Origin of the sequence: Streptomyces sp. NPDC058289, assembly GCF_042880975.1 — a bacterium.
Classification (GTDB): Bacteria; Actinomycetota; Actinomycetes; order Streptomycetales; family Streptomycetaceae; genus Streptomyces; species Streptomyces stoeckheimensis.
The window spans coordinates 33,363-54,898 of sequence record NZ_JBHVYI010000055.1; the positions used below are offsets into that span (position 1 = coordinate 33,363).

The window sequence follows — 21,536 nt, forward strand, 5'->3', positions numbered from 1 at the left end:
TTCCCCCTAGGGTGCCCGTGGTCACGGCCGTGAACGTCCGTACGATAGTTTCCGGCCATTCCGTTTTTCACACTCCGTCACCATCCCGTACTCCGTACTCCGTACTCCGAATGACGTGCACCGCGTCGCGCAGCACAGCGCGGCGCCGCGCACACCGAACTGGGGGGTTCATGCGTAGATCCAGAGGGCTGGCCGCCGCTCTCACCCTGGCCCTGGCCGGCACCTGCACGGCCATGGGCCTCGGCCTCGTCGAAGAGGCCGCGGCCATCACTCCGCCGGTGGCCTTCACGGCCGACGAACTGCCCACCTGGCAGGCCAACGGTGTCGTCTGGGCCCTCGCCGAGGCGGGCGACCAGGTCTTCGTCGGCGGCACCTTCTCGGCGGTGCGCCCGCCGGACGGCGCCGCCGGAACCGAGCAGGAGGCCGTGAACTTCGCGACGCTCGACGCCGCGACGGGCGCCCCGACCTCCTGCAAGCTGTCCTTCACCGTGGGCTCCGGCACCGCCACCGTCCGCGCGCTCGTCCTCTCGCCGGACAAGGCGACCCTGTACGCCGGCGGCTACTTCGGCGCCGTCAACGGCACCGCGGTTTCCAGCCTCGCCGCCATCGACGTGGCGACCTGCACCGTGAAGACCGACTTCCGGCCCGCCTTCGCGGCCACCGTCCGGGCCCTCGCCGTCACCGGCGACACCGTGTACGCGGGCGGCGACTTCCTCACCGTCGCGGGCCAGCCCCGCGAGCGGTTCGCCGCCGTGTCCGCGGCCGACGGCGCGCTGAAGCCGTTCACCGCGAACGCCGACGAGCCGGGCCGGGCCGTCGAGGTCACCCCGGACGGCTCGCACGTGGTCCTGGGCGGTGACTTCTTCACCGTGGGCGGTACGAACAGCCACGCCCTCGCCGTCGTCGACGCGACGAGCGGCGCCGTCACCAAGGCCTACCCCGGGTTCATCGAGACCAACTCGGTGGTCAAGGACATCGCCACCGACGCGACCGGCTTCTACACCGGCAACGAGGGAACGGGCGGAGGAGTCTTCGACGGCCGGATCGCCCTGAACCTCAGCGACTTCGGCCAGCGCTGGCGCGACACCTGCCTCGGGGCGACCCAGGCCGTGCTCCCGTACCAGGACGTGCTCTACAGCGCCTCGCACGCGCACGACTGCTCCGGCATCGGCGAGTTCCCGGACGGCCAGCGCCACCACCTGCTCGCCCAGCCGACCACGGCGACCGGCAAGCTGGGCTGGGCTCCCGACACCAACGACGGCATCGGCGAGGGCATCGGCCCGCGCGTGATGGCGGTCGGTTCCAAGGGCGGAGTCCAGTACCTCTGGGTCGGCGGCGAGTTCACCACCGTCAACGGTGCGGCGCAGCAGAGCCTGACGCGCTTCGCATCCACCGGGGACACGGGTGCGCCCAGCGTTCCGGTGGCGAGCGCCGTGAGCTTCAAGCCCGGTGAGGTGCAGGTGCGCTGGCGCACCAGCCTCGACCTGGACGACAGCACGCTCACGTACAAGGTCTACCGCAACGGTTCGGCCACGCCGATCGCCACGGTCGCGGCGGACTCGCTGTTCTTCCGCCGCCCGCAGGCCTCCTGGACCGACACCACCGTCACCGCGGGGCAGTCCTACACCTACCGGGTGACCGCCACCGACGCGGCCGGCAACGCCAGCGCCCTGTCGGCGACGGCGAGCGTGACGGTGCCGAACTCGGCCGACGGGTACCCCAATGCGGTCCGCACGGACGGCGCCCAGCTGTTCTGGCGCTACGACGAGTCGGCCCTGCCCTTCGTCGCGGACTCTTCGGACGGCAACCAGAGCGGTGTGCACCTGAACGCCCCCGCCCTGCGCCAGACCCCGGGTGCGGTCTCGGGCGCGAGCACGGCCATCGGCTTCAACGGCACGGACACCCAGGTGTACGGAGACCGCCGCCAGAACGTCGGCTCCACCTACAGCATCGAGACCTGGTTCAAGACGAACACCACCACGGGCGGCAAGCTCATCGGGTTCGGCAACAACCAGGCCCGCGGCAGCAGTCAGTACGACAAGCACATCTACATGACCAATGACGGCCGCCTCGTCTACGGCGTCTACAGCGGCGGGACCCACACCGTCACGACCGCCGCCGCGTACAACGACAACCAGTGGCACCACGTCGTCGCGACCCAGGGTCCGGGCGGCATGACCCTGTACGTGGACGGCGCCCAGAAGGGCACGCTGGGCTTCACCGCGCACGAGAACTTCGCCGGTTACTGGCACGTGGGCGGCGACAGCCTCGGCGGCTGGCCGGACCGTCCGGTCAGCGAGTACTGGGCGGGTCAACTGGACGAGACCGCCGTCTACCCGACGGTCCTGAGCGCGGCCCAGGTGCAGAACCACCACACCCTGGCCTCCGCTCCGGCCGACTCGGTCGTCGAGGTCCAGGCCGCGGAGGACACGTACGCCAACGCAGGCGCCCCGAGCACCAATTACGGGACGTCCGGCTCGCTCGCGGTACGCGGAACCTCGTTCTACGCGAGCTACCTGCGGTTCAACCTGCCCGCCGCACCGGCCGGCACGGTGCTCAAGTCGGCCACGCTGAGCGTGAAGACCAGCACCATGAGCGGCGCCGGTACGACGGACACGGTGTCCGTGCTCCCGGTCACCGGCTCCTGGACGGAGGCCGGGACCACGTACGCCAACCGCCCGGCACTCGGCGCTCCGGCGCTCGGCAGCTTCGCGGGCGTCCCGGAGGGCTCGGCGGTCCAGACGACCGGCCTCGACAAGGCCACCGTCGCCGGGGCACTCGGCAGTGCGTACAGCATGGCGCTGAGCAGCGCCGGGACGGACGCGCTGTGGCTGTGGTCCTCGGAGGCCGCGGCCAACGAGGGCTCGCCGAAGCTGACGCTCACCTTCGGCGCGCCGTAGCAGGACCGGGTCCTACGTGCGGCGGCCGGTGCGGATACTCCGCCCGGCCGCCGTCGCGGTTTCCCGGAACGGTTCCTAGGGCCTGTCGTGGTGGACGTGCGCCAGGATCTGCCGGAGCAGGGCGGCGACGTGCGCGTCGTGGAGTTCGTAGATCACGCTGCGCCCGTCGCGGCGGCCGGTCACCAGGTCGAGGTGGCGCAGGAGCCGCAGATGGTTCGAGACGGTGGGCTGACCGAGGTCGAGCGCCTCGGCCGGTTCGCCGACCGAGCAGGGGGATTCCCGGGCGAGCGCGCGGAGCTGGTCAGCGCACTGTTCGCCCTCGCCGTCTACCTCACGGGACTGACCCTCCAGCTCACCGGCCACGGAGGCCCCGTCCCGCAGGCCCCGTACCGCAGGCCCTCTTCATCGCGGCGTACGCCTTCGGCGGGTTCTTCACCCTCCGCGAGGCGCTCCTCGCCGTACGCGGCGGCCGCTTCCAGGTCGACTTCCTCATGCTCGTCGCAGCGGCCGGCGCCACCGCGATCGGACGGTGGGAGGCGGGCGCGGTCCTGCTCGTCCTGTTCAGCCTCGGCCACGCCCTGGAGGGCTACGCCATGGGCCGCGCCCGCCGCTCCATCCAAGCGCTCGGCGCGCCGGCCCGCGTACCGCCCTGGTGCGCCGGGGCGCGGGAGCGCCGGTGGAGGTCCCGGTCGAGGACCTGGCCGTCGGTGACACCGTCGTCGTCCGCCCCCCACACCCGGATCCCGGCCGACGGTTTCGACGCTGCCGGCACCAGCAGCGTCGACCAGTCGCCCATCACCGGCGAGAGCGTCCCCGCGGACAAGATCCCCGTCGCCGACCGGGCCGCCGCCCTCGCCGACCCGGGCGCGGCCGGTCCGGAGAGCCGCGTCTACGCCGGCACGGTCAACGGATCCGGCGCCCTCGACATCGCCGTCACCCGCCTCGCCGGGGCAACACCCTGGCCAGGGTCGTCAAGCTGGTCCAGGACGCCGAGGAGCGCACCTCGCCGACCCAGCGGTTCACCGAACGGTTGACGAAGTTCTTCGTACCGGGCGTCCTCGTACTCGTCGCCGTACTGCCGCCGTGCTCAGCGCCGTGGGCCGGGCGGCGCGCGGGGGAGTCCTGGTCAAGGGCGGGGCGCCGCTCGAGGAGTTCGGGCGGCTGCGGACCATCGCCTTCGGAGGAACTCGCCCGGACCGGCCGCACCACCATGCTGGTCCGCCGGGGCGACCGCCGGCTCGGCACGCTCGGCCTGATGGACGCCCCGCGCCCCGAGGCAGCCGCGGCGGTGGCCGCCCTGCGCGGGCTCGGCGTGCAGCGGACCGTGATGCTGTCCGGCGACGACCAGCGGGTGGCCGACGCGGTGGGCCGCGCGGTCGGCATGGACGAGGTCCGGGGCGGCCTGCTGCCCGAGGACAAGGTCGCCGAAGTGACCCGGCTGCGCCGCACGGCCCGTACGGCGATGATCGGCGACGGCCTGAACGACGCCCCGGCCATGGTCGGCGCCACTGTCGGCGTGGCGATGGGCGCGGCCGGCTCGGCCGTGGCCCTGGAGACGGCGGACATCGCGCTGATGTCCGACGACCTGCGGCGGCTCCCCTTCATCACCGGCCTCAGCCGCCGCGCGAGCCGCGTCATCCGCCAGAACCTCTGGCTGAGCCTCGGCATCGTCGCGGTGCTCGTCCCGGCCACCGCCCTGGGCCTCGGCATCGGCCCGGCGGTCCTGGTCCACGAGGGTTCCACCCTCGTGGTCGTCGCCAACGCGCTGCGTCTGCTGCGCTACGCCGACTGATCCGCGGCCGTGACCGCAGCTGCGTCCGTGAACGCGTAGTCGAAGGCGTACTCCACCGAGGTGTCGCCGTAGCGGTGGACGAAGGAGCCGGAGCCGTCGAGACCGGTCAGGCCGCCGGTGCCCGAGCCGGGGACCACGGTGAAGCGGCAGTGGGTGCCGGTGGCGTCGAAGGTGCCGCGCTCCTCCAGGACGAAGGCGCCCTCGCGGCCGTCGACGGTGCCGGTGACCAGCTCCATGCCGGTGAAGGTGCCGGTGCTGTCCCCCGTGTAGGCCACGGTGTAGGTGCAGGTGGTCGCGGGGGCGGTGAGGGCGCCGGTGAAGGCGTTGGTGACCGTGGCGCAGGCCAGGCGGGGAAAGACGCCTTCCGGGCCGACCGGGTGCTCCTCCCAGTCCTTGAAGGTGAAACCGTTGGGTGCGGGTGCGGGTGCGGGTGCGGATGCGGATGCGGATGCGGGTGCGGATGTGGGCGTCGTGGTGGGCGTGGGCACGGGGGCCTCCGGGTGTGGGCGGGTTCGGCGTTCGGCGGGCTGTCGGCCCGTCTGTGCACAGCCTGGTCCCTGTACCTGACACCTCCTGTCAGGTATGCCGGACAATGACGGCATGCGCGCCGACCGGCTCCTCTCCCTCCTCCTGCTGCTCCAGAACCGCGGCCGGATGACCGCCCCCGACCTCGCCGCCGAACTGGAGGTCTCCGTCCGCACCGTGTACCGGGACGTCGAGGCGCTAGGCGCCTCCGGGATCCCCGTCCACGCGGACCGCGGGCCGGCCGGCGGATTCCGCCTCGTCGACGGCTACCGGACCCGGCTCACCGGTCTCACCGACGTCCAGGCCGGCTCCCTGTTCCTCGCCGGCGCCCCCGGCCCCGCCCGGGACCTCGGCCTCGGCGCGGACCTCACCGCCGCGCAGCTGAAACTCGAGGCCGCCCTCCCCGCCCAACTCGCCGACCGGGCCCGCCGGATCCAGCAGCGCTTCCACCTCGACGCGCCCGCCTGGTTCCGGGACGCCGACCCCGTACCGCACCTCGCGCAGATCGCCGAGGCGGTGTGGGAGCAGCGGATCCTCAAGACCCACTACCGCCGCTGGACCGGAGCCGTCCACCGGGCGCTGTGGCCGCTCGGGCTCGTCCTCAAGGGCGGCATCTGGTACCTGGTCGCCCGGGCCGCGGAGCCGGATGCAGAGGATCAGCCGGTGGAGACAGAGGTGGAGGTCGAGGGGCCCCCGACCGCCCCCGGGAAGGCCGACAGCGCCGTGCGGACCTACCGTGTGGGTCGGTTCCTCGCCGTGGACACCCCGGGCGAGCGCTTCGAACGCCCCGAGGGGTTCGAACTCGCCGCGTACTGGGAGGAGTCCGCCCGCCGCCTGGAGGCTGCCACGCGCCGGCAGACCGCCGTCGTACGGCTCTCTCCGCGCGCCCGGCGGCTGCTGCCGATGTGGTTCGGGGCGGCGGGCGTCCGCGCCCTCGCCACCGCGGGGCCGCCGGACGCGGAAGGCTGGGTGGGCGTGGAACTCGCCGTCGAGTCCGGTTCCGTGGCCGTCGGCGACCTGCTCCGCCTCGGCGCGGAGGCCGAGGTGCTCGGACCGCCCGAGCTGCGCGGGGCCCTCGCGGACGCGGTGGCCGAACTGGCCGGGCGCTACCGGTGAGAACCGGTGGGAATCCGGTTGCGCCCGGCCGGCTACTGCACGGCGAAGATCCAGGGCATGACGATGCGAAAGGGCGTTCTACGCCCGGGGCTTTGAGCCCCCGACCGCCGGGTCCCGAGGGCCCGGCCGACCGTGTGGACGCCTGGGTGGAAGAGGCCGGGCAAGGCCGTACCGGCAATGCCCACGGGGCGGCCCGCTCCGCGGTCTTCGCCGCCGTAACGCCGCGACGGCGACGGGGGGCCCGAGGCGAGGCGGCTCGCCTCCCTCGCGTCCTGTGCGCAGGGCGACGTACGGCTGTGGGCGCTCCGGCTGCTCACCGATCTGGCATCCGGCGCCGAGGACCGTACGGCCGCTGCCCGGACCGCGCTGCCCTTGCTGGACGATCCCGACCCGCCCGTGCGGCGGGCGGCCGCCTGGCTGTTCGCCGTGGCGGACCGGGCGGGGGCCGAGCAGCTCCTCACCGCCCCCGTGGACCAACTCGGCGCACCCGACCCGGTGGCCCGCCTCGCGCTCGCCGAGGCCCTGCTCGTACGGGGCGGGGACGGCCTTGCGGAGCGGCTGCGCACCGACGCCGATCCTGCGGTCAGACTGCGGGCCACCCCGGCCCCCGAAGGCGAAGCCGTCCTCGAGGACCTCGACGCCGCCGGGACCCGGATCGGCGGCCCCGGCAGCGGGGTGACTTGGCGGATCGGCACCGTGTGGGGGGATGATCCCGCCGCGGCACCGGCCCTGCCCACCCTGCGGGCGGCGGCGGAGCAGAGCGTCCGCGTCCCGACGTACCTCGGCGACCGGGACGAGGAGATGCACGAGGACGAACGGCTGACCGCAGCGGTCCGAAACACCCTGCGACGGATCGACGGCCTCCGGCGGAAAGGACCGGGCTCCGGAGGGGAGACGGCTTAGGGCGTGTCGTCCGGATCAGGCCCGCCCCGCGGTGCCCGGTGCCGCGTGGACCTTGGCCGCCGCCCCGGGGCGGGGCACGCCGTCCACCGCGAGGCAGATGCCGAAGACGCGGTCGTGGCCGGTCCAGCCGTTGACGCGGCCCCGGTTGTTGGAGATCTGGACCCGGCGGCGCGGGGCGTCCACGGCCGTGACGAGATGCAGGTACACCGTGCCGGACACCCGGGCCAGCACGATGTCGCCGGGTTCCAGCAGTGCGGGGTCGGCGGGGGCCACGCGGACGCGTTGCCGGCTGTGGACGAGCGGGACCATGGACGTGCCGGTGGGCCGGAACTCCACCGTCGCGCCCGCGCGGACACGGTCTGCCTGGACGTCGAGCATTCCCATCCGGCGAGTGTGCCCCGGTGGTGTGCCCGGCGGGTACCGGGTTTCGGCGGTGGCCTCAGGGAGTGGGCGGCGGTTCGACCTCCAGGAAACGGCGGCGGCGCGGGCCGCGGTACAGCAGGCAGACCCAGCCGAGCCGTTCGAGCGCGGCTGCGCAGGCCGTGAGGCGTTCCTGCTCCTCCTCGGCCGCGCCGCCGCCCGGCGGGCCGAGCCAGGTCACCTCGACGCGGCCCGCCCCGGACGCGGCGGGGCCCACCCGGTAACCGGTCCGGGTGCGCGGCCCGTCCGGGTCCTGCGGATCCCGCGCCGACGGCGGGATGCCCGCCGCCTCCAGGACGAGGGCCACCGCGCGCGGCATCAGCCGGAGCTCCCACGGGGCGGGAACTCCGGCGCCGGACGGGCCGTTGACGAGCCGGCGGATCTGCAGCAGGCCTTCGTAGGCGGTACGGAGCTCCGTCGCCCGCCCCGCCTCGGAGGGCGGTGGGCCGTCGCCGGTCGCCGGTTCGAAGCCCTGCCCGGGTGTGTTCACGTACGGCTGTCCCCTCGTCCGATCCGTCTCGTCCGGTCTCGTACCGTCCGCTTCTGAGTACCTCACACCCAACGGTCTGAGTATCCGGCCCGATTCCCGGGACGGCTCCCGCTGATCGAATGGGGGCATGACCTCCGAGACCGTCACCAGCGCCGCCACCGCCACCGTCACCGCGCCCGCCGCGAGCCGCCCGCGGATGCAGCAGCACGTGACCACCGCCGGCTCGGCGCTGGCCGTGGCCCTGGTCCCGCTCGTGGTCGGGGTCCTGGTGGCCAAGGGGCTCGCCGCGGACCCGCACGCACCGGTCAACGCCCTGATCACCGGCGGCGGCCAGCGCGCCGGTCTGCCGCGGGCGGAGTGGCGCCGCCGCGGGCACGCCACGATGCGCCGGCTGCGCACGGTCCGGCGCGGAGCCGTGCGCGGAACGGTTCGAGGCGCCGTACGGGGTCGTGCCTACGTGACGGGCGGCCGCTCCGTGGCGGGCGCCCGCCCTGCGGGCCGCTGAGCCCGCAGCCAGGCCTCGGCGGCCTTCGGGGAGCGCAGCCGCACCACCCGCAGCGGGGCGAACCGGGCGTCACCGGCCAGCCCGCCGATCTCCGCGCGCCGGGCCCCGTACTGGGACCAGGCCCACCACGCGGGGTGGTCGGCGAGCAGCCACTCCCGCCACCGCTCCCGGTTGCCGCCGAACAACCGCTCCCGCAGCAGGCTCCGGCGCAGCGAGCGCACCAGGACCCGGCGCATGACGGTGCGGCGCGGCTGGTCCAGCCACACCACGGTGTCGGCCCGCCGCCACAGCAGCTCGCGCGCGGCCTCGGGCCCGTGGGAGTCGAGGATCCACCGGTCGCCCTCCGCGATCCGCGCCAGGTCCGCGACGTAGGACGGGCTGACGGCCCACCCCGGCCCGGAGAAGTGCAGCTCGTCCATCTCGTGGTACGGCAGGGCGAGCAGCTGTCCCAACTCCCGGGCCAGGGTGGACTTGCCGGCTCCGCTGATGCCGACCACGAGTACGCGTTGCATCAGCGGAGCCTAACCGGGGGCGTGGCCCCTCAGGCGCCGAGCGGTTCCTGCAGTTCGGTGACCCACTGGTCCCGGTCCTCCGGGCAGGACAGGGACACCTCGCGGGCGTAGCCGGAGGAGCGCTCCCCGTTCGCGTCGATCCACTGGGCCAGGGCCTGCGCGGTCGGCAGGACGGAGTCCATCGAACCCCGGTGCACGACCGTCGCCGCCCGCTCGACGGCGGGCAGCACGACGATGCGTACGTCGCCTCCGAGGTCCTCGGCCCGGACGTCCGCCGGCACCGCCACCCCTGCGTGGACCCGGACGGCGCCGGGCCGAGACGCGTCGCCGGCGTCCTCGTAGTACGCCACGCCCGGGTCCGTCAGCGTGACGCCTGCGGCCTCGACACGGCTCAGCAGCTCGGCGTAGAGCGGGCCGATGACCGGGCCGATGTCCTGCCCGTCGTAGCTGGGCGCGACCCCGCTCAACTCGGCGAGGCGGACGGGCGGAAGGCTCTTCACGACGATGTCGATGGAAGACATGGTTCCCTCGTTCTCGATGATCCGGAGCCTCGTCTCGACCTGGGTCAGCCGGGCCGCCGCAGCGGCCATGGCCGATTCCAGTTCCGCCTGCCGCAGCCGCAGCATGCCGCGCAGCTCCTCCGCGCCCACCAGCTCGTCGAGTATCGACCCCACCTGTTCCAGGCTGAAGCCGAGCTCTTTGAGCGCGATGACACGGTTGAGGCGGGCCAGCTGCCCGGCCTCGTAGTAGCGGTAGCCGCTGGCGGGGTCGACACGGGCCGGGTGCAGCAGTCCGAGGGCGTCGTAGTGACGCAGCATGCGGACCGATACCCGGCCGTGCTTGGCGAAGTCTCCGATGGTGAACATGACGCCTTCCAGTGCAGGCCCTGACACGGTGTGAGAGTCAAGCGCGCCCAGAATATGCAGCCATCGGGCCAGGTCAGCGGCTGGCTTGGCGGATGCAGAGATCCACGATGGAAGGTGGCAGGGACCCTTCCGCGGCCGCGCACAGCTCGTCCGTACGGGGCAGCGGAGGTACGGGGTTCCGTACGGGGCGGTCGGGCCGGGCGGCCTTCTTGGGCGGGTGCGCGCGACGCGGCGCGGCCGGTTTCGTGCGCCGTTCGGCCGCCGGGCGCGGGGCCTCGCCGGCACGCCGGGCGGGTCCGTGCCCGGCGGTCCGGTCCGTGCGGTCATGGTCGGAGCCGGCCTCCGTCGGGAGTTCGCCGAGGGGCAGCGGCTCGGCGGGGAGCCCGACCGCACCGGCAGCGGGGGCCGCGCCGGCCGGCCCGCCCAGATCCGGTGCATCGGCGGGCGGTACGGGGCCGCGCGCGGGCACGTCGGACACCCGCGGGCCGCCGACGGACACGCAGCCGGCGCTCGCGAGGAGGGCGACGAGGGAGAGGGGCAGGACCCGGCGTAACTGCATCGGACCACCATGCCGCACGGGCGGGCGGGCCGGTTCCCGCGCTCCCGCGTGTGGGTGAGGCGGGGACGGCCGAGTGGGCGGGGGAGGGCGCCGTGGGGGCTGCTGAAACGGTTCGCCGAGCTCACAGTGATCGTTTCTGCCCTGTCGGGAGGTTCACCGGCCCGGGAGGACGCGCACGTGGACGGGGGTGGACCTGGCGGAGAAATCCCGACAAGGTTCGGATGGGAACGACAGTGCGGATGCCGGGGGAGGCGCGACCTCCGGTGCTCCGCACCGCCGTGTCGGCTCCCGGACCGGCCCCGCCCGAGCGGCGGGAACGCTCCGTTGGGCCGCCCGCCTGCCCGCCCGCCTGCCCCGTATGGAGTCTCGCCCCATGACCGCAGCCCCCGCGCCCGGCAACGAACCGCAGCCCCCGGAGCCGAAGCACCCGCCGAGCCCTGCTCCCGCCCCTGCCTCCGCCTCCGCCCCTGCTCCCGTCCCTCCGTCCGTCCCTGCTCCCGTCCCCACGCCCGGATCGCCCGCCGGGCCCGCCTCCGCGACCGGCAAGGCGGTCGCGATCGCTCCGGACAAGGCCGTCGCCGGGTGGCGGGGATGGGGGGCCGTAGGGGCGGTGGCGCTCGGGATCTTCTGCCTCATCACCTCCGAGTTGCTGCCCGTCGGCCTGCTCACCCCCGTGGGCGCCGATCTGGGTGTGTCCGACGGCACCGCCGGGCTGATGGTCACCGTGCCGGGGCTGATCGCGGGATTCTGCGCACCCCTCGTCACCGTGGGCGCCGGCCGGCTCGACCGGCGGTGGGTACTGGTCGTGCTGATCGCCCTGATGGCCGTCGCCAACCTGGTCGCGGCCCTCGCGCAAGGCTTCGCGGTGCTGCTGGCAGCCCGGCTGCTCGTGGGGGTCAGCGTCGGCGGGTTCTGGGCCATAGCCGGCGGCCTCGCCGTCCGCCTCGTCCCGGCGCACCACGTCGGCCGGGCCACCGCGCTCGTTTTCGGCGGAGTCCCCACGGCCTCGGTGCTCGGGGTCCCGGCCGGGACCCTGCTCGGTGAACTCGGCGGCTGGCGCTTCGCCTTCGCGGCCGTGGGCGGGCTCGGACTCCTCACCCTGGCCGCGCTGCTCCTGCTGCTCCCTCCGCTGCCGCCGACCCGGACCATCACCTTCGCCCAACTCCCGGCCCTGCTCCGGCGCAACGGCGCGGTCCGGGCCGGGGTGGCCGTCACCTTCCTGCTCGTGACGGGGCAGTTCGCCGCGTACACGTTCGTACGGCCCATCCTGCAGGACGTGTCCGGTGTGAACGCCGCCTACGTGAGCACCCTCCTCCTCGGGTACGGAGTGGCGGGCGTGGCCGGCAACTTCCTGGCGGGGGCGCGCGACCCGTACCGCACGCTGTTCACGGTCGGGGCCTCCCTCACCGTGATCCTTGCGCTGCTCGCCACGGTGCCGGGAGCGGTCGCGGGGACGGTGCTGTTGCTGGCCTGGGGGCTCGTGTACGGCGGGGTCTCGGTCAGTCTCCAGAGCTGGATGATCAAGGCCGCGCCGGATGATGCGGAGGCCGCCTCCTCGCTCATGGTGGCGATGTTCAACCTGGCCATAGCCGCGGGTGCCCTGGCGGGCGGTCTCGCCGTCGACGGCATCTCCGTGCCCGCAGCCCCCTGGGCCGGAGCCGCCCTGATGGCCCTGGCCGCCGTCACCGTCCGGATCACCTCGACTTCCCGCACGGCCACGCGGGCCGTCACGGGTGGGGGCGAGGTGTCCGGCTCCAGTGCCGCCTCCAATACCACCGATGCCGGAGGCCGCGCCGAGGCCCGCGACGCTTCACCGGCCGACCGGCGGTAGACCGGCGATGGACCAGCGGTAGCCCCTAAAGGCGGACCAGCGGTAGACCCTCGAGGACGGACCAGCGGTAGACCTGGAGCAGGAGTTGACCGTCCGCAATCCGGACGGTCGACTTCCCCAGCCTGGCAGAGGAGCCCTTCCCGACGGGGCGGTTCCGGTGAAGTGGTCATGCCCAGACGGGGCGGATGGGGTGGATCGGACATCCGGCTTGACCTGGGGCATCTCCTGGGGAAAGAGTGCGCCGGTCGAACACCACCAACCGGACCGACCGCGTCCGCGCATCCGGACGTCCAGCGCCACCGCACGAGCCGCACCTCGGAGATCCCTCACATGCCCATGTCCGCCCGCTCTCCTCTGGCTTCGGCAGCCGTCGGCGGTGTCGTCGCGGGCATGTCCGCGCCCCCGGCGATCGGCGGTGGCCCTGTTCCGGCCGCCGACGCCGGGACGGTCCTGGTCGCCCGGCGGCGCAGGACCTGACCGGCCGGGTACGGGGCCGACACCGCACCGCCGCGCCGCCCCCCGTACCCGCCGCGAGACAACCGTGTCCCCCGACCCCTATGAGAGTGGGATCGTGCCCGACGACGATCGCTTGCTCGTACGCCCCTACGTAGCCCCCTCGGGCCCGCTGCGCGGCTCCTCCGCGCCCGCCTGGCCCGAGGAGTCCGGGCGGATCCTCGTACCGACGCGCTTCGGGGCGTCCGCCGAGGAGCCCGCGCCCGACCTGCGGAACGCTCCCTCGGCGGCTTCGGCGGCTTCGGCGGCCGACCGGCGGGGTAGCCGGCTCCCGTTGGTGGGACTCGCCCTCCTCGCCCTCGGGGCGGCCGGGGCCCTCGCGTTCCTCCTGCGCGGCCCCGACCGCGAGCCGCCGCGTGCCGTCGTCCCGCCGAACCTGTCCGTGCCGGTCCTCCCCGCGCGCAGTCCGGGGGCGGGCGAGGAGACCGCGTCGGCCGGGGAGTCCCTGAGCCCGCCCGCGCCCGGAACCCCGTCCGCGACGGCTCCGCCGACCACGGGACGGCCCCCTTCCGGCCCGTCGCCGAGTACGAGCCGGGACCCGAAGCCCACGGGCCCGACGGGCACGCGCCCGACGCCCGGCGACGGAACCCTGGGCCCGGGGGACCGCGGGGCCGAGGTGCGCGCCCTGCAGGAACGGCTCCACGCGCAGGGGTTCACGTACGTCTCCCTCACCGGCGTCTACGACGAGCAGACCCGGCGCGGCGTCCTCCAGCTCCAGCAGAACAGGAGCATCAAGGGCGACCCGCCGGGCATCTACGGTCCGGCGACCCGCGCGGCCTTCGGAGACGAAGGCTGACACGGCCCGTTCGCGCGGGTCGAGCCCTCGGTGGCAGGGTGCGGTCATGGATCAAGCGGTCATGGATCGAGCAGAGGTGTTGCTCATCGGAGGGCGCGCGGGCGTCGGCAAGACGACCGTGGGATGGGAGGTCTCGGCGCGCCTGCGCGCCGTGATGGTCGCCCACTGCGTCATCGAAGGCGATTTCATGGGGCAGGCACATCCTGCTCCGGAGGGAGACCCCGGCCGCAGGAAGATCGCCGAGCGCAATCTGACGGCGCTCTGGTCGAACTACGCCGAGCTCGGGTACCGCCGCTTGATCTACACGCACACCGTGAGCGTTCTGGCCGAGAACGAGGGCATGTTCCAGCGGGCCATGGGGGCGAACGTCAGGATCGTGCGGGTCGTGCTCACCGCCTCCGACGCCACCGTGCGCGAGCGGCTGACCGCTCGGGAACTGGGCTCGGAGCTGGAGCACGAGCTGGAGAGCAGCGCCCGCAAGGCGCGGATCCTGGACGAGCGGACGCCTCTGGACACCGTGCGCGTGGCGACCGACGGACGGTCCGTGGTCGACATCGCGCGCGAAGTGGTGGGCACCGCCGACTGGCTGCCGCGCACCGCGGGTTAGCTGCTCACCGCACGGCCCCTCAGCGCCCGCCGGCGACGCGCAGGATCGTACCGGTCGTGTACGCGGCGTCCGCGGACAGCAACCAGGCGATGGCGGCGGCGACCTCCGCCGGCTGGCCGGCCCGCCCGAGCGGGATCTCGGCGGCCGCGAGCGCCGGGCGGTCCGGGTCGCCCATGGCGGCGTGCATGTCGGTGTCGATGATGCCGGGGGCCACGGCGTTGACCCGGATCCCGTCCCGGCCCAGCTCCTTGGCGAGGCCCAGGGTCAGGGTGTCGGTGGCGGCCTTCGTCGCGGCGTAGTGGACGTAGCGGCCGGGACTGCCCAGGGTGGCGGCCGCGGAGGAGACGTTGACGATCGCTCCGCCGCCCGACTCGGCCATGTCCCGGGCGGCCCGGCGGCAGCAGAGCAGGTACCCGAGGAGGTTCACGTCGAGCACGCGGCGCAGGTCCTCGACCCGGATGTCGGCGAGCCGGCCCGGAGTGCCGGTCACTCCGGCGTTGTTGACCAGTCCGGTCACGGCACCGAACTCGGCTCCGGCGATGTCGAAGAGCCGCTCCACGCCGCACTCCTCGGAGGTGTCGCCGCGCACGGTCACACACCGCGCGCCGGCCTCCCGCACCCGGTCGGCGGTGGCCTTGGCGGCGGCGTCGTCGTGGAGGTAGCCGAGGACGAGATCGTGCCCGTCGGCGGCGAGCCGGACGCACGTGGCGGCGCCGATTCCGCGACTGCCTCCGGTGACGATGGTGACCGGACGGTGTGACATATGAGCCTCCTGCGTGACGCATTACCCCGTGTCGTGCCCACACCTGGGATCGCGGCAGGCTAACACCGCGACAACCCGCCCGACCAGCACAAACGAACTCTGGGAGCGTGCTGCCGAGGAGACCGCGGAGGTCCCCCGAGCGGCTCGGCATCGGGTCAACTAGGCCTCGATGGCAGCGTCTTGATGTCACAACATCTCTTTTGAAACAACTCTTGCAGGTCTACGCTCAGCGCATGGTCGCTTCCTCTGCCGCATCTGCCGCATCCGCCGAGTCGTTGGGACAGGACATCGAGCTCGACACCGCTGCCCTGCGCGTACTTGCTCACCCGTTGCGCCTGAACGTACTGACCCTCCTGCGCGAGCGTGGCCCGTCGACCGCCACCCGGATCGCCGATGAACTCGGCATCAACCCCGCCGCGGCGAGCTACCACCTGCGGCGCCTCGGGGCGGGCGGGTTCATCGTCGAGGAGTCCGGGCGTGGCACCGGACGCGAGCGGTGGTGGAAGTCCGCCCATCGCCAGTCGATCCACGATCCCGCGTCCGCGTCCGCGTCCGCCGAACAGCGCGAGGCCGGACGCGGGTACACGCACGCGGTTGCACTTGCCGCGGCGGACCGCCTGCGCAGGGCCGCGCACGAGGTACCGCTCCTGCCCGAGGAATGGCTCGACGCCGCCACCTACAGTGACTTCCTCCTGTACCTGACACCGGGAGACGTCGACCGGATGCGGGCCGAGATCTTCCAGGTGATCTCGCGCTATCGCCATGGAGAGGGAGAGGCCCCCGAAGGGGCCGTTCCGGTGGCGCTGCAAGTGCAGGCGTTCCCGGTACCGGGGACGGCTCTGCCGCCGGCAGGCGGTGGCGCGTGAACGCGCACGGCATAGCCGCGCCCGCGGCCGCGCGGCCCGCCCACCGGGACGTCAACGTCCTGCGCTGGCTCGTTGCGTACACGGCTTCGATCACCGGCGACGTCGTCTACTTCCTCGCCCTGTCCTGGGCCGCCGTACGCGTCGGCGGGCCGTCGCAGGTGGGTCTGGTGGTCGCGGCCGGAGCCCTTCCCCGTGCGGTGCTCATGCTCGGCGGGGGCGTGGTGGCCGACCGGTTCGGACCGCGCCGGGTTGCCGTCGTCAGCGACGCGGTCCGCTGTGGGGTGATCCTCGTGGCCGCCGCGGCAGTCGCGCCGGCATCCCCGAGCGTGTGGCTGCTGGTCACGGTCGCGTTGATCTTCGGCGTGGTCGACGCGGTGTTCATGCCGGCCGTGGGCGCTCTCCCGCCGCTCATCGCGCCACCCGCACAGCTCGCCAGGGTCCAGGGGATGCGCGGGCTGTCCATCCGGCTGAGCAACGCGGCCGGCCCCCTGCTGGCGGCAGCCGTCCTGGTGACGGCCGGTGCGGCCGGTGCGTTCGCCGCCGCAGGCATCCTCTTCGCCCTGTCGCTCGCCACCCTGCTCACCGTGCGGGCCGCCTCTTCCGTGGAGGTGCCTCGGCGTACCTCCGCCTGGCAGGAGCTGGGTGACGGGTTGCGATATGTCCGCCGTCACCGGATGCTCGCCCCGCTGGTCACTGTGATCGGGCTGAGCGAGATGTGCTTCAGCGGCCCGGTGGCCACCGGCTTGGTGCTCCTGGCCGACGAACGCGGCTGGGGCGCCTCGGGCACGGGCTGGATCGCGAGCGCATTCAGCGTCGGAGCCGCGGCTTCGGCCTTGCTGCTCACCGTCTCGGCGCGGATACCGCGCGCCGGGCTGGTGATGAGTGGAGCGTTGTTCCTCACGGCCGGGGGAGCGGTCGCCCTGGGCCACGCGCCCTCACTGCCCGTCGCCGTCGCCCTCGGCTCCTTGATCGGACTGACCGGCGGGCTCACGACCACCGTGAGCGGTGCGCTGCTCCAGACGGAGACGGACCCCCGCTACCTCGGACGGGTCACTTCGGTGACGACCCTGTGCACGCTGGGCCTTGCGCCCGTGCTCTTCCCCGCCGTCGGCGTCACGGTGGCGCTGTGGGGAGCGGACGCGTTCTTCCTCGGATGCGGCGCGGTCTGCCTGCTCGCCGCAGGGCTCGGCCTCGTCGTCCCCGTGATCCGACGAGCCGAACTCCAGGCTCCGAAGTCCATGTCGCCGACCGCCGTCGATGGTTGACCGGGGCGGTTCGCCGTCCTGGCCGGTCGCAGCGCGTGCGATCCGCCCTTTGTGGGGGAGAAGGAGGTCTGACCGGGGTCCGGGAGGGGTCTGAGCGCGGGCGGATACAGTGCCGACATGGACGCAGCGAGCACGGCCACCGGTACGGGCACCGGAACGGCCACCGGCACCGGCACGGCCCCGACCCTGGAGGACGTGGCCCGGGCCGCCGGGGTGTCCCGGGCCACGGTGTCCCGCGTGGTGAACGGGGTCCGCAACGTGGACCCCGCCATCCAGCAGGCGGTCCAGCGGGCCGTCGCCGCGACCGGATACGTACCGAACCGCGCGGCCCGCTCGCTGGTGACCCGGCGCTCGGGTGCGGTGGCGCTGGTGGTCTCGGGCGCGGGAGCGGACACCGGCCGGGTGTTCCAGGACCCCTTCTTCGGCCGGGTGGTGAGCGGGGTCGTACGGGCCCTGCGCCCGCGCGGTGTGCATCCGGTGCTGCTGTTCGCCGACGGGGAGGCGGACCGCGCGCAGGTGGTCGCGTACCTCACCCAGGGCGGTGGGGACGGAGCACTGCTCGTCACCACCGACGGCCGTGACCCGCTGCCCGAGATGCTCGCGCGCGCCGGTCTGCCCGCGGTGCTCTTCGCCCGCCCGGCGCCCGAGGTTCCGCTGGACTGGGTCGACCTGCGCCACCGCGAGGGCGGGGCGCTGGCCGCGCGGCACCTCCTCGCCCGGGGCTGCCGGCGGCTCGCCGCGATCGGCGGCCCCGCGGACGTCCCGGCGAGCCGGGACCGGGTGGCGGGCTTCCGGGAGGCGCTGGCGGGAACGGCGGTACGGGTGGCCGAGGCGGACTTCACGCTGGACGGCGGCGAGCAGGCGATGCGCGCGCTCCTGGCCGAACGACCCGACCTGGACGGGGTGTTCGCGGCGAACGACCTGATGGCCCAGGGCGCCTGCCTGGTGCTGCGCGAACACGGCCGCCGGATCCCGGAGGACGTGGCGGTGGTCGGCTTCGACGACTCCGGCGCGGCGGTGGCGGCCAGGCCCCGCCTGACGACGGTCCGGCAGCCGGTGGAGGAGATGGCGGCGGAGATGGTCCGCCTCCTCCTGGACCGGGTGGCCGGCACGGCCCCGGCCGACCCGGTGGCGGTCCTCTTCGACCCGGAACTGGTGGTCCGCGACTCGGCGTGAGCGCTGCCGCCGCCCGCCCGGTTCAGCAGTCGAAGGCCGACCAGCAGATGTCGTTCCGGAGCCGCTGGTCGTCGAGCACGAGTGCGCGGATCGGCTCCGGGAGTTGGTCGCGCTGCCACCGGCACTCCCGGCGTCCCGCCGCCTCGCCTTCGCCTTCCGGCGCTGCGGCACGGGCGGCCTTGATCGCATAGGCGGCCGCGCCGAGTTCGTGCGCGGCGACGTGGGCGACGGCTCCGGCCTGGCCCGCGGCGTACGCCGCATGGCGGGCTGCCCCGCGCAGGTCCCTGGCCGCGCCCATCGCATGACCGCCCGCCGCGCGTGATGCGGTCATCGTGACCTCGCCGCGCACCCACGCCCGGGCGTGCTCGATCGCCCGGCGCGGCCGCGGGTCCTCGGGTCGAGCCGACTCGAACAGGTCGAGGACGTGCTCCGCGCAGGATGCCGCCCACAGGGCGAGGAGGTGATGATCCGGGTCGGTGAGGGTCCCGCCCCGGCGGATCGTCACGAAACGAGGGTCTCGGGTCTTCGGGAGGATCATGGGGCGCTCCGCTCCTTGTCCGGCCGGTCGGGTGGTTCGTCAGAGTAGCGCCGGGGGAGGTGTGCCGAGCGCCCCGACCTAGCCCCCGGCCGCCGCCGGGCCGCCGCGGGTCTGGAGCGAGGTTTGCCAGCCCGGAGCCTCCGTCGTGGGCTCCGGCGGCGTGCGCCGGCCGCCCGCGGCGAAGAAGGCCGCCAGCGGGAGGGTGGCCGCGCCCACCGTGACCGCGTCCGGGCCCAGCGAGCCCATGTCGATGGTGACCCGGGCGGCCGGATGGCGCAGCGAGTAGCGCATCGCGTGCTCCCGTACCGCCGGGAGGATGTGCGGGCCCAGCATCAGGCCCGCCCAGCCGCCGATCAGGATCCGCTCCGGCTGGAAGAGGTTGATCACGTCCGACAGGCCCGCACCCAGGTACTCGGCGGTCTCTTCGAGCAGGTCCAGCGCGACCTTGTCCCCGCCGCCGGCCGCCGCCAGCAGTGCGGCCAGTGCGTCCTCCTCGTCCCCGACGATCGCGTCCCCGCCGCCGCCCCGCTCGGCCCACCGCGCCAGGAGCGACTCCGCCCCCGTGTACGCCTCCAGGCACCCCAGCGCCCCGCAGCGGCAGCGCCGCCCGCGGACCTGCACGGTGAGGTGGCCCCACTCGAGCGGTGCGCCCCCGGGGGTGGCGCCGTCCGGGGACCCGTCGGTGATGAGGCTCGCTCCGACGCCGGAGCCGAAGAGCACGACCACGGCGTCCCGGGCCCCGCGCCCCGCGCCGAACCACATCTCCGCCTGGCCGAGCGTGCGCGCCCCGTTGTCGATGATGTACGGGACCTCGGGCGGTACGGCTCCCGTCGCGCGCAGCAGCGCCTCCAGCGGGACGGCGTCCCAGCCGATGGTCTGCCCGTGGACGACGGTTCCGCCGGGCGCGTCGCGGTCGACGATGCCGGGTACGCCGATGCCGACCCCCAGGAGCCGGTCCGACCCGACCTCGGCACGCTCCAGGACGGTGGCGATCCCGCTCCGTATGTGGTCGACGATCGGGCCGACGTCGTAGCAGCCGCGCGGCTGCAACGGGAGCTCGGTGCGCGCCAGTTCGGTGAGGGTCAGGTCGAACAGCTCGACCCTGACCCGGGTTTCGCCGACATCGATGCCGATCATGTGCGCGCTGGCGGGCGCCACGCGCAGCAGCGTGCGCGGGCGGCCGCCGTCCGAGTCGACGATGCCGGCCTCCTCCAGCAGTCCGTCCGCGACGAGTTCGCCCACCACGTTGCTGACGGATCCCGAGCTCAGCCCGGTCGCGGGCCCCAGTTCCTGCCGGCTCAGGGGCCCTCCGAAGTACAACTGCTGCAGCACGGCGCTGCGGTTGCCCGTTCGCAGGTCCCGCACCGTACGTCCACTGCGCCCCGTCGTCATGTGACTCCTTCCGCCCCTGACATCGATCGCAACATACCGTGCGCGACCCCTGGGCGCGATCCACCACCGCCCCTTAATTCACGCTCTGAATTAATCGGCCCGCCGAAAGGGGCCGAGTCGCGAACCCTCCTCCGCAGCCGCTCCGCCGCGCCGCGCCCGGCCCTCCTCCCGGGGCGGGCGCCGCTCTTCGTGGTGGGATGGGGGGCGGGGGCAGTTGAACGGCTCACGGAGAGGCGAGAGGTATGTCCGAGGACCAAGAGGGCACCATGCGGGCGATGACGTACGACACGTACGGCGGAGTGGAGGTGCTCTCCGAGACCCGGATCCCGGTACCCAAGGTCGGACCCGGCGAGGTCCTCGTCCGGGTCCGGTGCGCCTCCGTCAACCCCGTCGACTGGAAGATCATGGCGGGCGGTCTCGACGGCCTGATGGACGTCGTGTATCCCGTCGTCCCCGGCTGGGACGTGGCCGGGACGGTCGAGTACGTGGGCATCGACACCCCCGAGTTCACCGCCGGCGACGATGTCGTCGCCTACGCCCGCAAGGACTACGTCCACGGCGGTACCTTCGCCGAGTTCGTCACCGTGCCGGTACGGGCCCTCGCGCCCAAGCCCGCCTCCCTGACCTGGCAGCAGGCGGCGGGGCTGCCGCTGGCCGGCCTCACCGCGTACCAGCTGCTGACGCGCCTGGACACCGGCAAGGAGGACACCGTCCTGGTGCACGGAGCCGCGGGCGGCGTCGGCTCCCTGGGCGTGCAGATCGCCCGGGCGCTCGGGGCGCGCGTCATCGGCACCGCCTCCGCGCGCAACCACGACCGGCTGCGCGAGCTGGGCTGCGAGCCCGTCGAGTACGGTGACGGCCTCGCGGAGCGGGTCCGCGCCCTCGCGCCCGACGGGGTCACCGTCGTCGCCGACTTCGTCGGGGGAGTCCTCGACACCACCCTGGCCGTACTGGCCGAAGGCGGCCGGCACGCCTCCATCGCCGACCACACCGTGCTCGGGTCCGGCGGCCAGTGGATGTGGGTACGGCCCGTCGGCGCCGACCTCGCCGAGCTGGGCCGGCTGGCCGACGCCGGGCAGCTCACCGTCACCGTCGCCGAGACCTTCCCGCTCGAGGAACTGGCGGCCGCCTTCGAACTCAGCCGGGAGGGACACGCCGCCGGGAAGATCGTCCTGGAGGTCTGACCCGGGCATCGCACACG

At 74.0% G+C, this 21,536-nt stretch carries 24 protein-coding genes; 14 read left to right on the plus strand and 10 right to left on the minus strand.

Annotated elements, in window-relative coordinates:
- Positions 1–170 precede the first annotated feature (170 nt).
- A complete protein-coding gene (locus tag ACFVX6_RS25995; protein ID WP_389695299.1) occupies positions 171–2,900 on the plus strand; it encodes a DNRLRE domain-containing protein in 2,730 nt (909 codons plus the stop codon).
- 75 nt (positions 2,901–2,975) lie between these two features.
- Here ACFVX6_RS25995 and ACFVX6_RS26000 read toward each other — a convergent pair whose 3' ends face one another.
- On the minus strand, positions 2,976–3,263 hold the full coding sequence (locus ACFVX6_RS26000; RefSeq protein WP_389695301.1) for an ArsR/SmtB family transcription factor: 288 nt from the start codon (positions 3,261–3,263) through the stop codon (positions 2,976–2,978).
- A 128-nt stretch (positions 3,264–3,391) separates the two neighbouring features.
- Here ACFVX6_RS26000 and ACFVX6_RS26005 point away from each other — a divergent pair, with 128 nt between their 5' ends.
- Positions 3,392–3,934 carry a hypothetical protein gene (locus ACFVX6_RS26005; RefSeq protein WP_389695303.1) on the plus strand — a complete coding sequence of 181 codons (543 nt, stop codon included), beginning with the start codon at positions 3,392–3,394 and terminating at the stop codon, positions 3,932–3,934.
- Entirely contained in the window at positions 3,931–4,692 is a 762-nt protein-coding gene (locus tag ACFVX6_RS26010) for an HAD-IC family P-type ATPase (protein WP_389695305.1), read from the plus strand. Before ACFVX6_RS26005 ends, ACFVX6_RS26010 begins: the two co-directional genes overlap by 4 nt.
- Here ACFVX6_RS26010 and ACFVX6_RS26015 read toward each other — a convergent pair.
- A complete protein-coding gene (locus tag ACFVX6_RS26015; RefSeq protein ID WP_389695307.1) occupies positions 4,680–5,180 on the minus strand; it encodes a DUF3224 domain-containing protein in 501 nt (166 codons plus the stop codon). The two genes, ACFVX6_RS26010 and ACFVX6_RS26015, sit on opposite strands and share 13 nt — an antisense overlap.
- 112 nt (positions 5,181–5,292) lie before the next feature.
- On the opposite strand from ACFVX6_RS26015, the gene ACFVX6_RS26020 reads away from it, so the two are divergent.
- Together ACFVX6_RS26020 and ACFVX6_RS26025 are read left to right on the plus strand one after the other, a co-directional pair.
- Complete coding sequence (locus ACFVX6_RS26020; protein ID WP_389695309.1) at positions 5,293–6,333, plus strand: helix-turn-helix transcriptional regulator; 1,041 nt, start codon at positions 5,293–5,295, stop codon at positions 6,331–6,333.
- Between the two features lie 372 nt (positions 6,334–6,705).
- Positions 6,706–7,236 carry a hypothetical protein gene (locus ACFVX6_RS26025; RefSeq protein WP_389695311.1) on the plus strand — a complete coding sequence of 177 codons (531 nt, stop codon included), beginning with the start codon at positions 6,706–6,708 and terminating at the stop codon, positions 7,234–7,236.
- Between the two features lie 15 nt (positions 7,237–7,251).
- On the opposite strand, the gene ACFVX6_RS26030 is transcribed toward ACFVX6_RS26025, so the two are convergent.
- Positions 7,252–7,620, minus strand: coding sequence for a S26 family signal peptidase (locus ACFVX6_RS26030; RefSeq protein ID WP_389695313.1), 369 nt, complete (start codon positions 7,618–7,620; stop codon positions 7,252–7,254).
- 55 nt (positions 7,621–7,675) lie between these two features.
- Positions 7,676–8,146, minus strand: coding sequence for a hypothetical protein (locus tag ACFVX6_RS26035; RefSeq protein WP_389695315.1), 471 nt, complete (start codon positions 8,144–8,146; stop codon positions 7,676–7,678).
- Positions 8,147–8,273: 127 nt separating this feature from the next.
- On the opposite strand from ACFVX6_RS26035, the gene ACFVX6_RS26040 reads away from it, so the two are divergent.
- Positions 8,274–8,651, plus strand: a complete 378-nt coding sequence (locus ACFVX6_RS26040; RefSeq protein ID WP_389695317.1) for a hypothetical protein — start codon at positions 8,274–8,276, stop codon at positions 8,649–8,651.
- On the opposite strand, the gene ACFVX6_RS26045 is transcribed toward ACFVX6_RS26040, so the two are convergent.
- From ACFVX6_RS26045 to ACFVX6_RS26055, 3 genes are all read right to left on the minus strand, one after another.
- Positions 8,600–9,163, minus strand: coding sequence for an adenylate kinase (locus ACFVX6_RS26045; RefSeq protein ID WP_389695319.1), 564 nt, complete (start codon positions 9,161–9,163; stop codon positions 8,600–8,602). The two genes, ACFVX6_RS26040 and ACFVX6_RS26045, sit on opposite strands and share 52 nt — an antisense overlap.
- A gap of 29 nt (positions 9,164–9,192) precedes the next feature.
- Positions 9,193–10,029 (minus strand): MerR family transcriptional regulator, encoded by an 837-nt coding sequence (locus tag ACFVX6_RS26050; protein ID WP_389695321.1) that lies wholly within the window; start codon positions 10,027–10,029, stop codon positions 9,193–9,195.
- Between the two features lie 73 nt (positions 10,030–10,102).
- Positions 10,103–10,588, minus strand: coding sequence for a hypothetical protein (locus tag ACFVX6_RS26055; protein ID WP_389695323.1), 486 nt, complete (start codon positions 10,586–10,588; stop codon positions 10,103–10,105).
- 373 nt (positions 10,589–10,961) lie between these two features.
- Here ACFVX6_RS26055 and ACFVX6_RS26060 point away from each other — a divergent pair, with 373 nt between their 5' ends.
- From ACFVX6_RS26060 to ACFVX6_RS26075, 4 genes are all read left to right on the plus strand, one after another.
- Positions 10,962–12,419 (plus strand): MFS transporter, encoded by a 1,458-nt coding sequence (locus tag ACFVX6_RS26060; RefSeq protein WP_389695325.1) that lies wholly within the window; start codon positions 10,962–10,964, stop codon positions 12,417–12,419.
- Positions 12,420–12,749: 330 nt separating this feature from the next.
- Positions 12,750–12,896: a hypothetical protein gene (locus tag ACFVX6_RS26065; RefSeq protein WP_389695327.1), complete on the plus strand. Its 147-nt coding sequence runs from the start codon at positions 12,750–12,752 to the stop codon at positions 12,894–12,896.
- 94 nt (positions 12,897–12,990) lie between these two features.
- On the plus strand, positions 12,991–13,728 hold the full coding sequence (locus ACFVX6_RS26070; RefSeq protein WP_389695329.1) for a peptidoglycan-binding protein: 738 nt from the start codon (positions 12,991–12,993) through the stop codon (positions 13,726–13,728).
- Between the two features lie 61 nt (positions 13,729–13,789).
- Entirely contained in the window at positions 13,790–14,335 is a 546-nt protein-coding gene (locus tag ACFVX6_RS26075; protein ID WP_389695331.1) for an AAA family ATPase, read from the plus strand.
- A gap of 19 nt (positions 14,336–14,354) precedes the next feature.
- Here ACFVX6_RS26075 and ACFVX6_RS26080 read toward each other — a convergent pair whose 3' ends face one another.
- Positions 14,355–15,098 (minus strand): SDR family NAD(P)-dependent oxidoreductase, encoded by a 744-nt coding sequence (locus ACFVX6_RS26080; RefSeq protein WP_389695333.1) that lies wholly within the window; start codon positions 15,096–15,098, stop codon positions 14,355–14,357.
- Between the two features lie 233 nt (positions 15,099–15,331).
- On the opposite strand from ACFVX6_RS26080, the gene ACFVX6_RS26085 reads away from it, so the two are divergent.
- The 3 genes from ACFVX6_RS26085 to ACFVX6_RS26095 all read left to right on the plus strand — a co-directional run bounded on the left by ACFVX6_RS26085 (position 15,332) and on the right by ACFVX6_RS26095 (position 18,405).
- On the plus strand, positions 15,332–15,964 hold the full coding sequence (locus ACFVX6_RS26085) for an ArsR/SmtB family transcription factor (protein WP_389695335.1): 633 nt from the start codon (positions 15,332–15,334) through the stop codon (positions 15,962–15,964).
- Entirely contained in the window at positions 15,961–17,229 is a 1,269-nt protein-coding gene (locus ACFVX6_RS26090) for an MFS transporter (protein WP_389695337.1), read from the plus strand. Before ACFVX6_RS26085 ends, ACFVX6_RS26090 begins: the two co-directional genes overlap by 4 nt.
- Positions 17,230–17,346: 117 nt before the next feature.
- Positions 17,347–18,405 (plus strand): LacI family DNA-binding transcriptional regulator, encoded by a 1,059-nt coding sequence (locus ACFVX6_RS26095; RefSeq protein ID WP_389695339.1) that lies wholly within the window; start codon positions 17,347–17,349, stop codon positions 18,403–18,405.
- Positions 18,406–18,427: 22 nt separating this feature from the next.
- Here ACFVX6_RS26095 and ACFVX6_RS26100 read toward each other — a convergent pair whose 3' ends face one another.
- The gene (locus ACFVX6_RS26100; RefSeq protein ID WP_389695341.1) at positions 18,428–18,943 is read right to left on the minus strand and encodes a putative immunity protein; all 516 of its coding nucleotides are present in this window, start codon (positions 18,941–18,943) and stop codon (positions 18,428–18,430) included.
- Positions 18,944–19,021: 78 nt separating this feature from the next.
- Positions 19,022–20,335, minus strand: coding sequence for an ROK family transcriptional regulator (locus tag ACFVX6_RS26105; protein WP_389695343.1), 1,314 nt, complete (start codon positions 20,333–20,335; stop codon positions 19,022–19,024).
- A gap of 266 nt (positions 20,336–20,601) precedes the next feature.
- Here ACFVX6_RS26105 and ACFVX6_RS26110 point away from each other — a divergent pair, with 266 nt between their 5' ends.
- Entirely contained in the window at positions 20,602–21,519 is a 918-nt protein-coding gene (locus ACFVX6_RS26110; RefSeq protein ID WP_389695353.1) for an NADP-dependent oxidoreductase, read from the plus strand.
- Positions 21,520–21,536 lie beyond the last annotated feature (17 nt).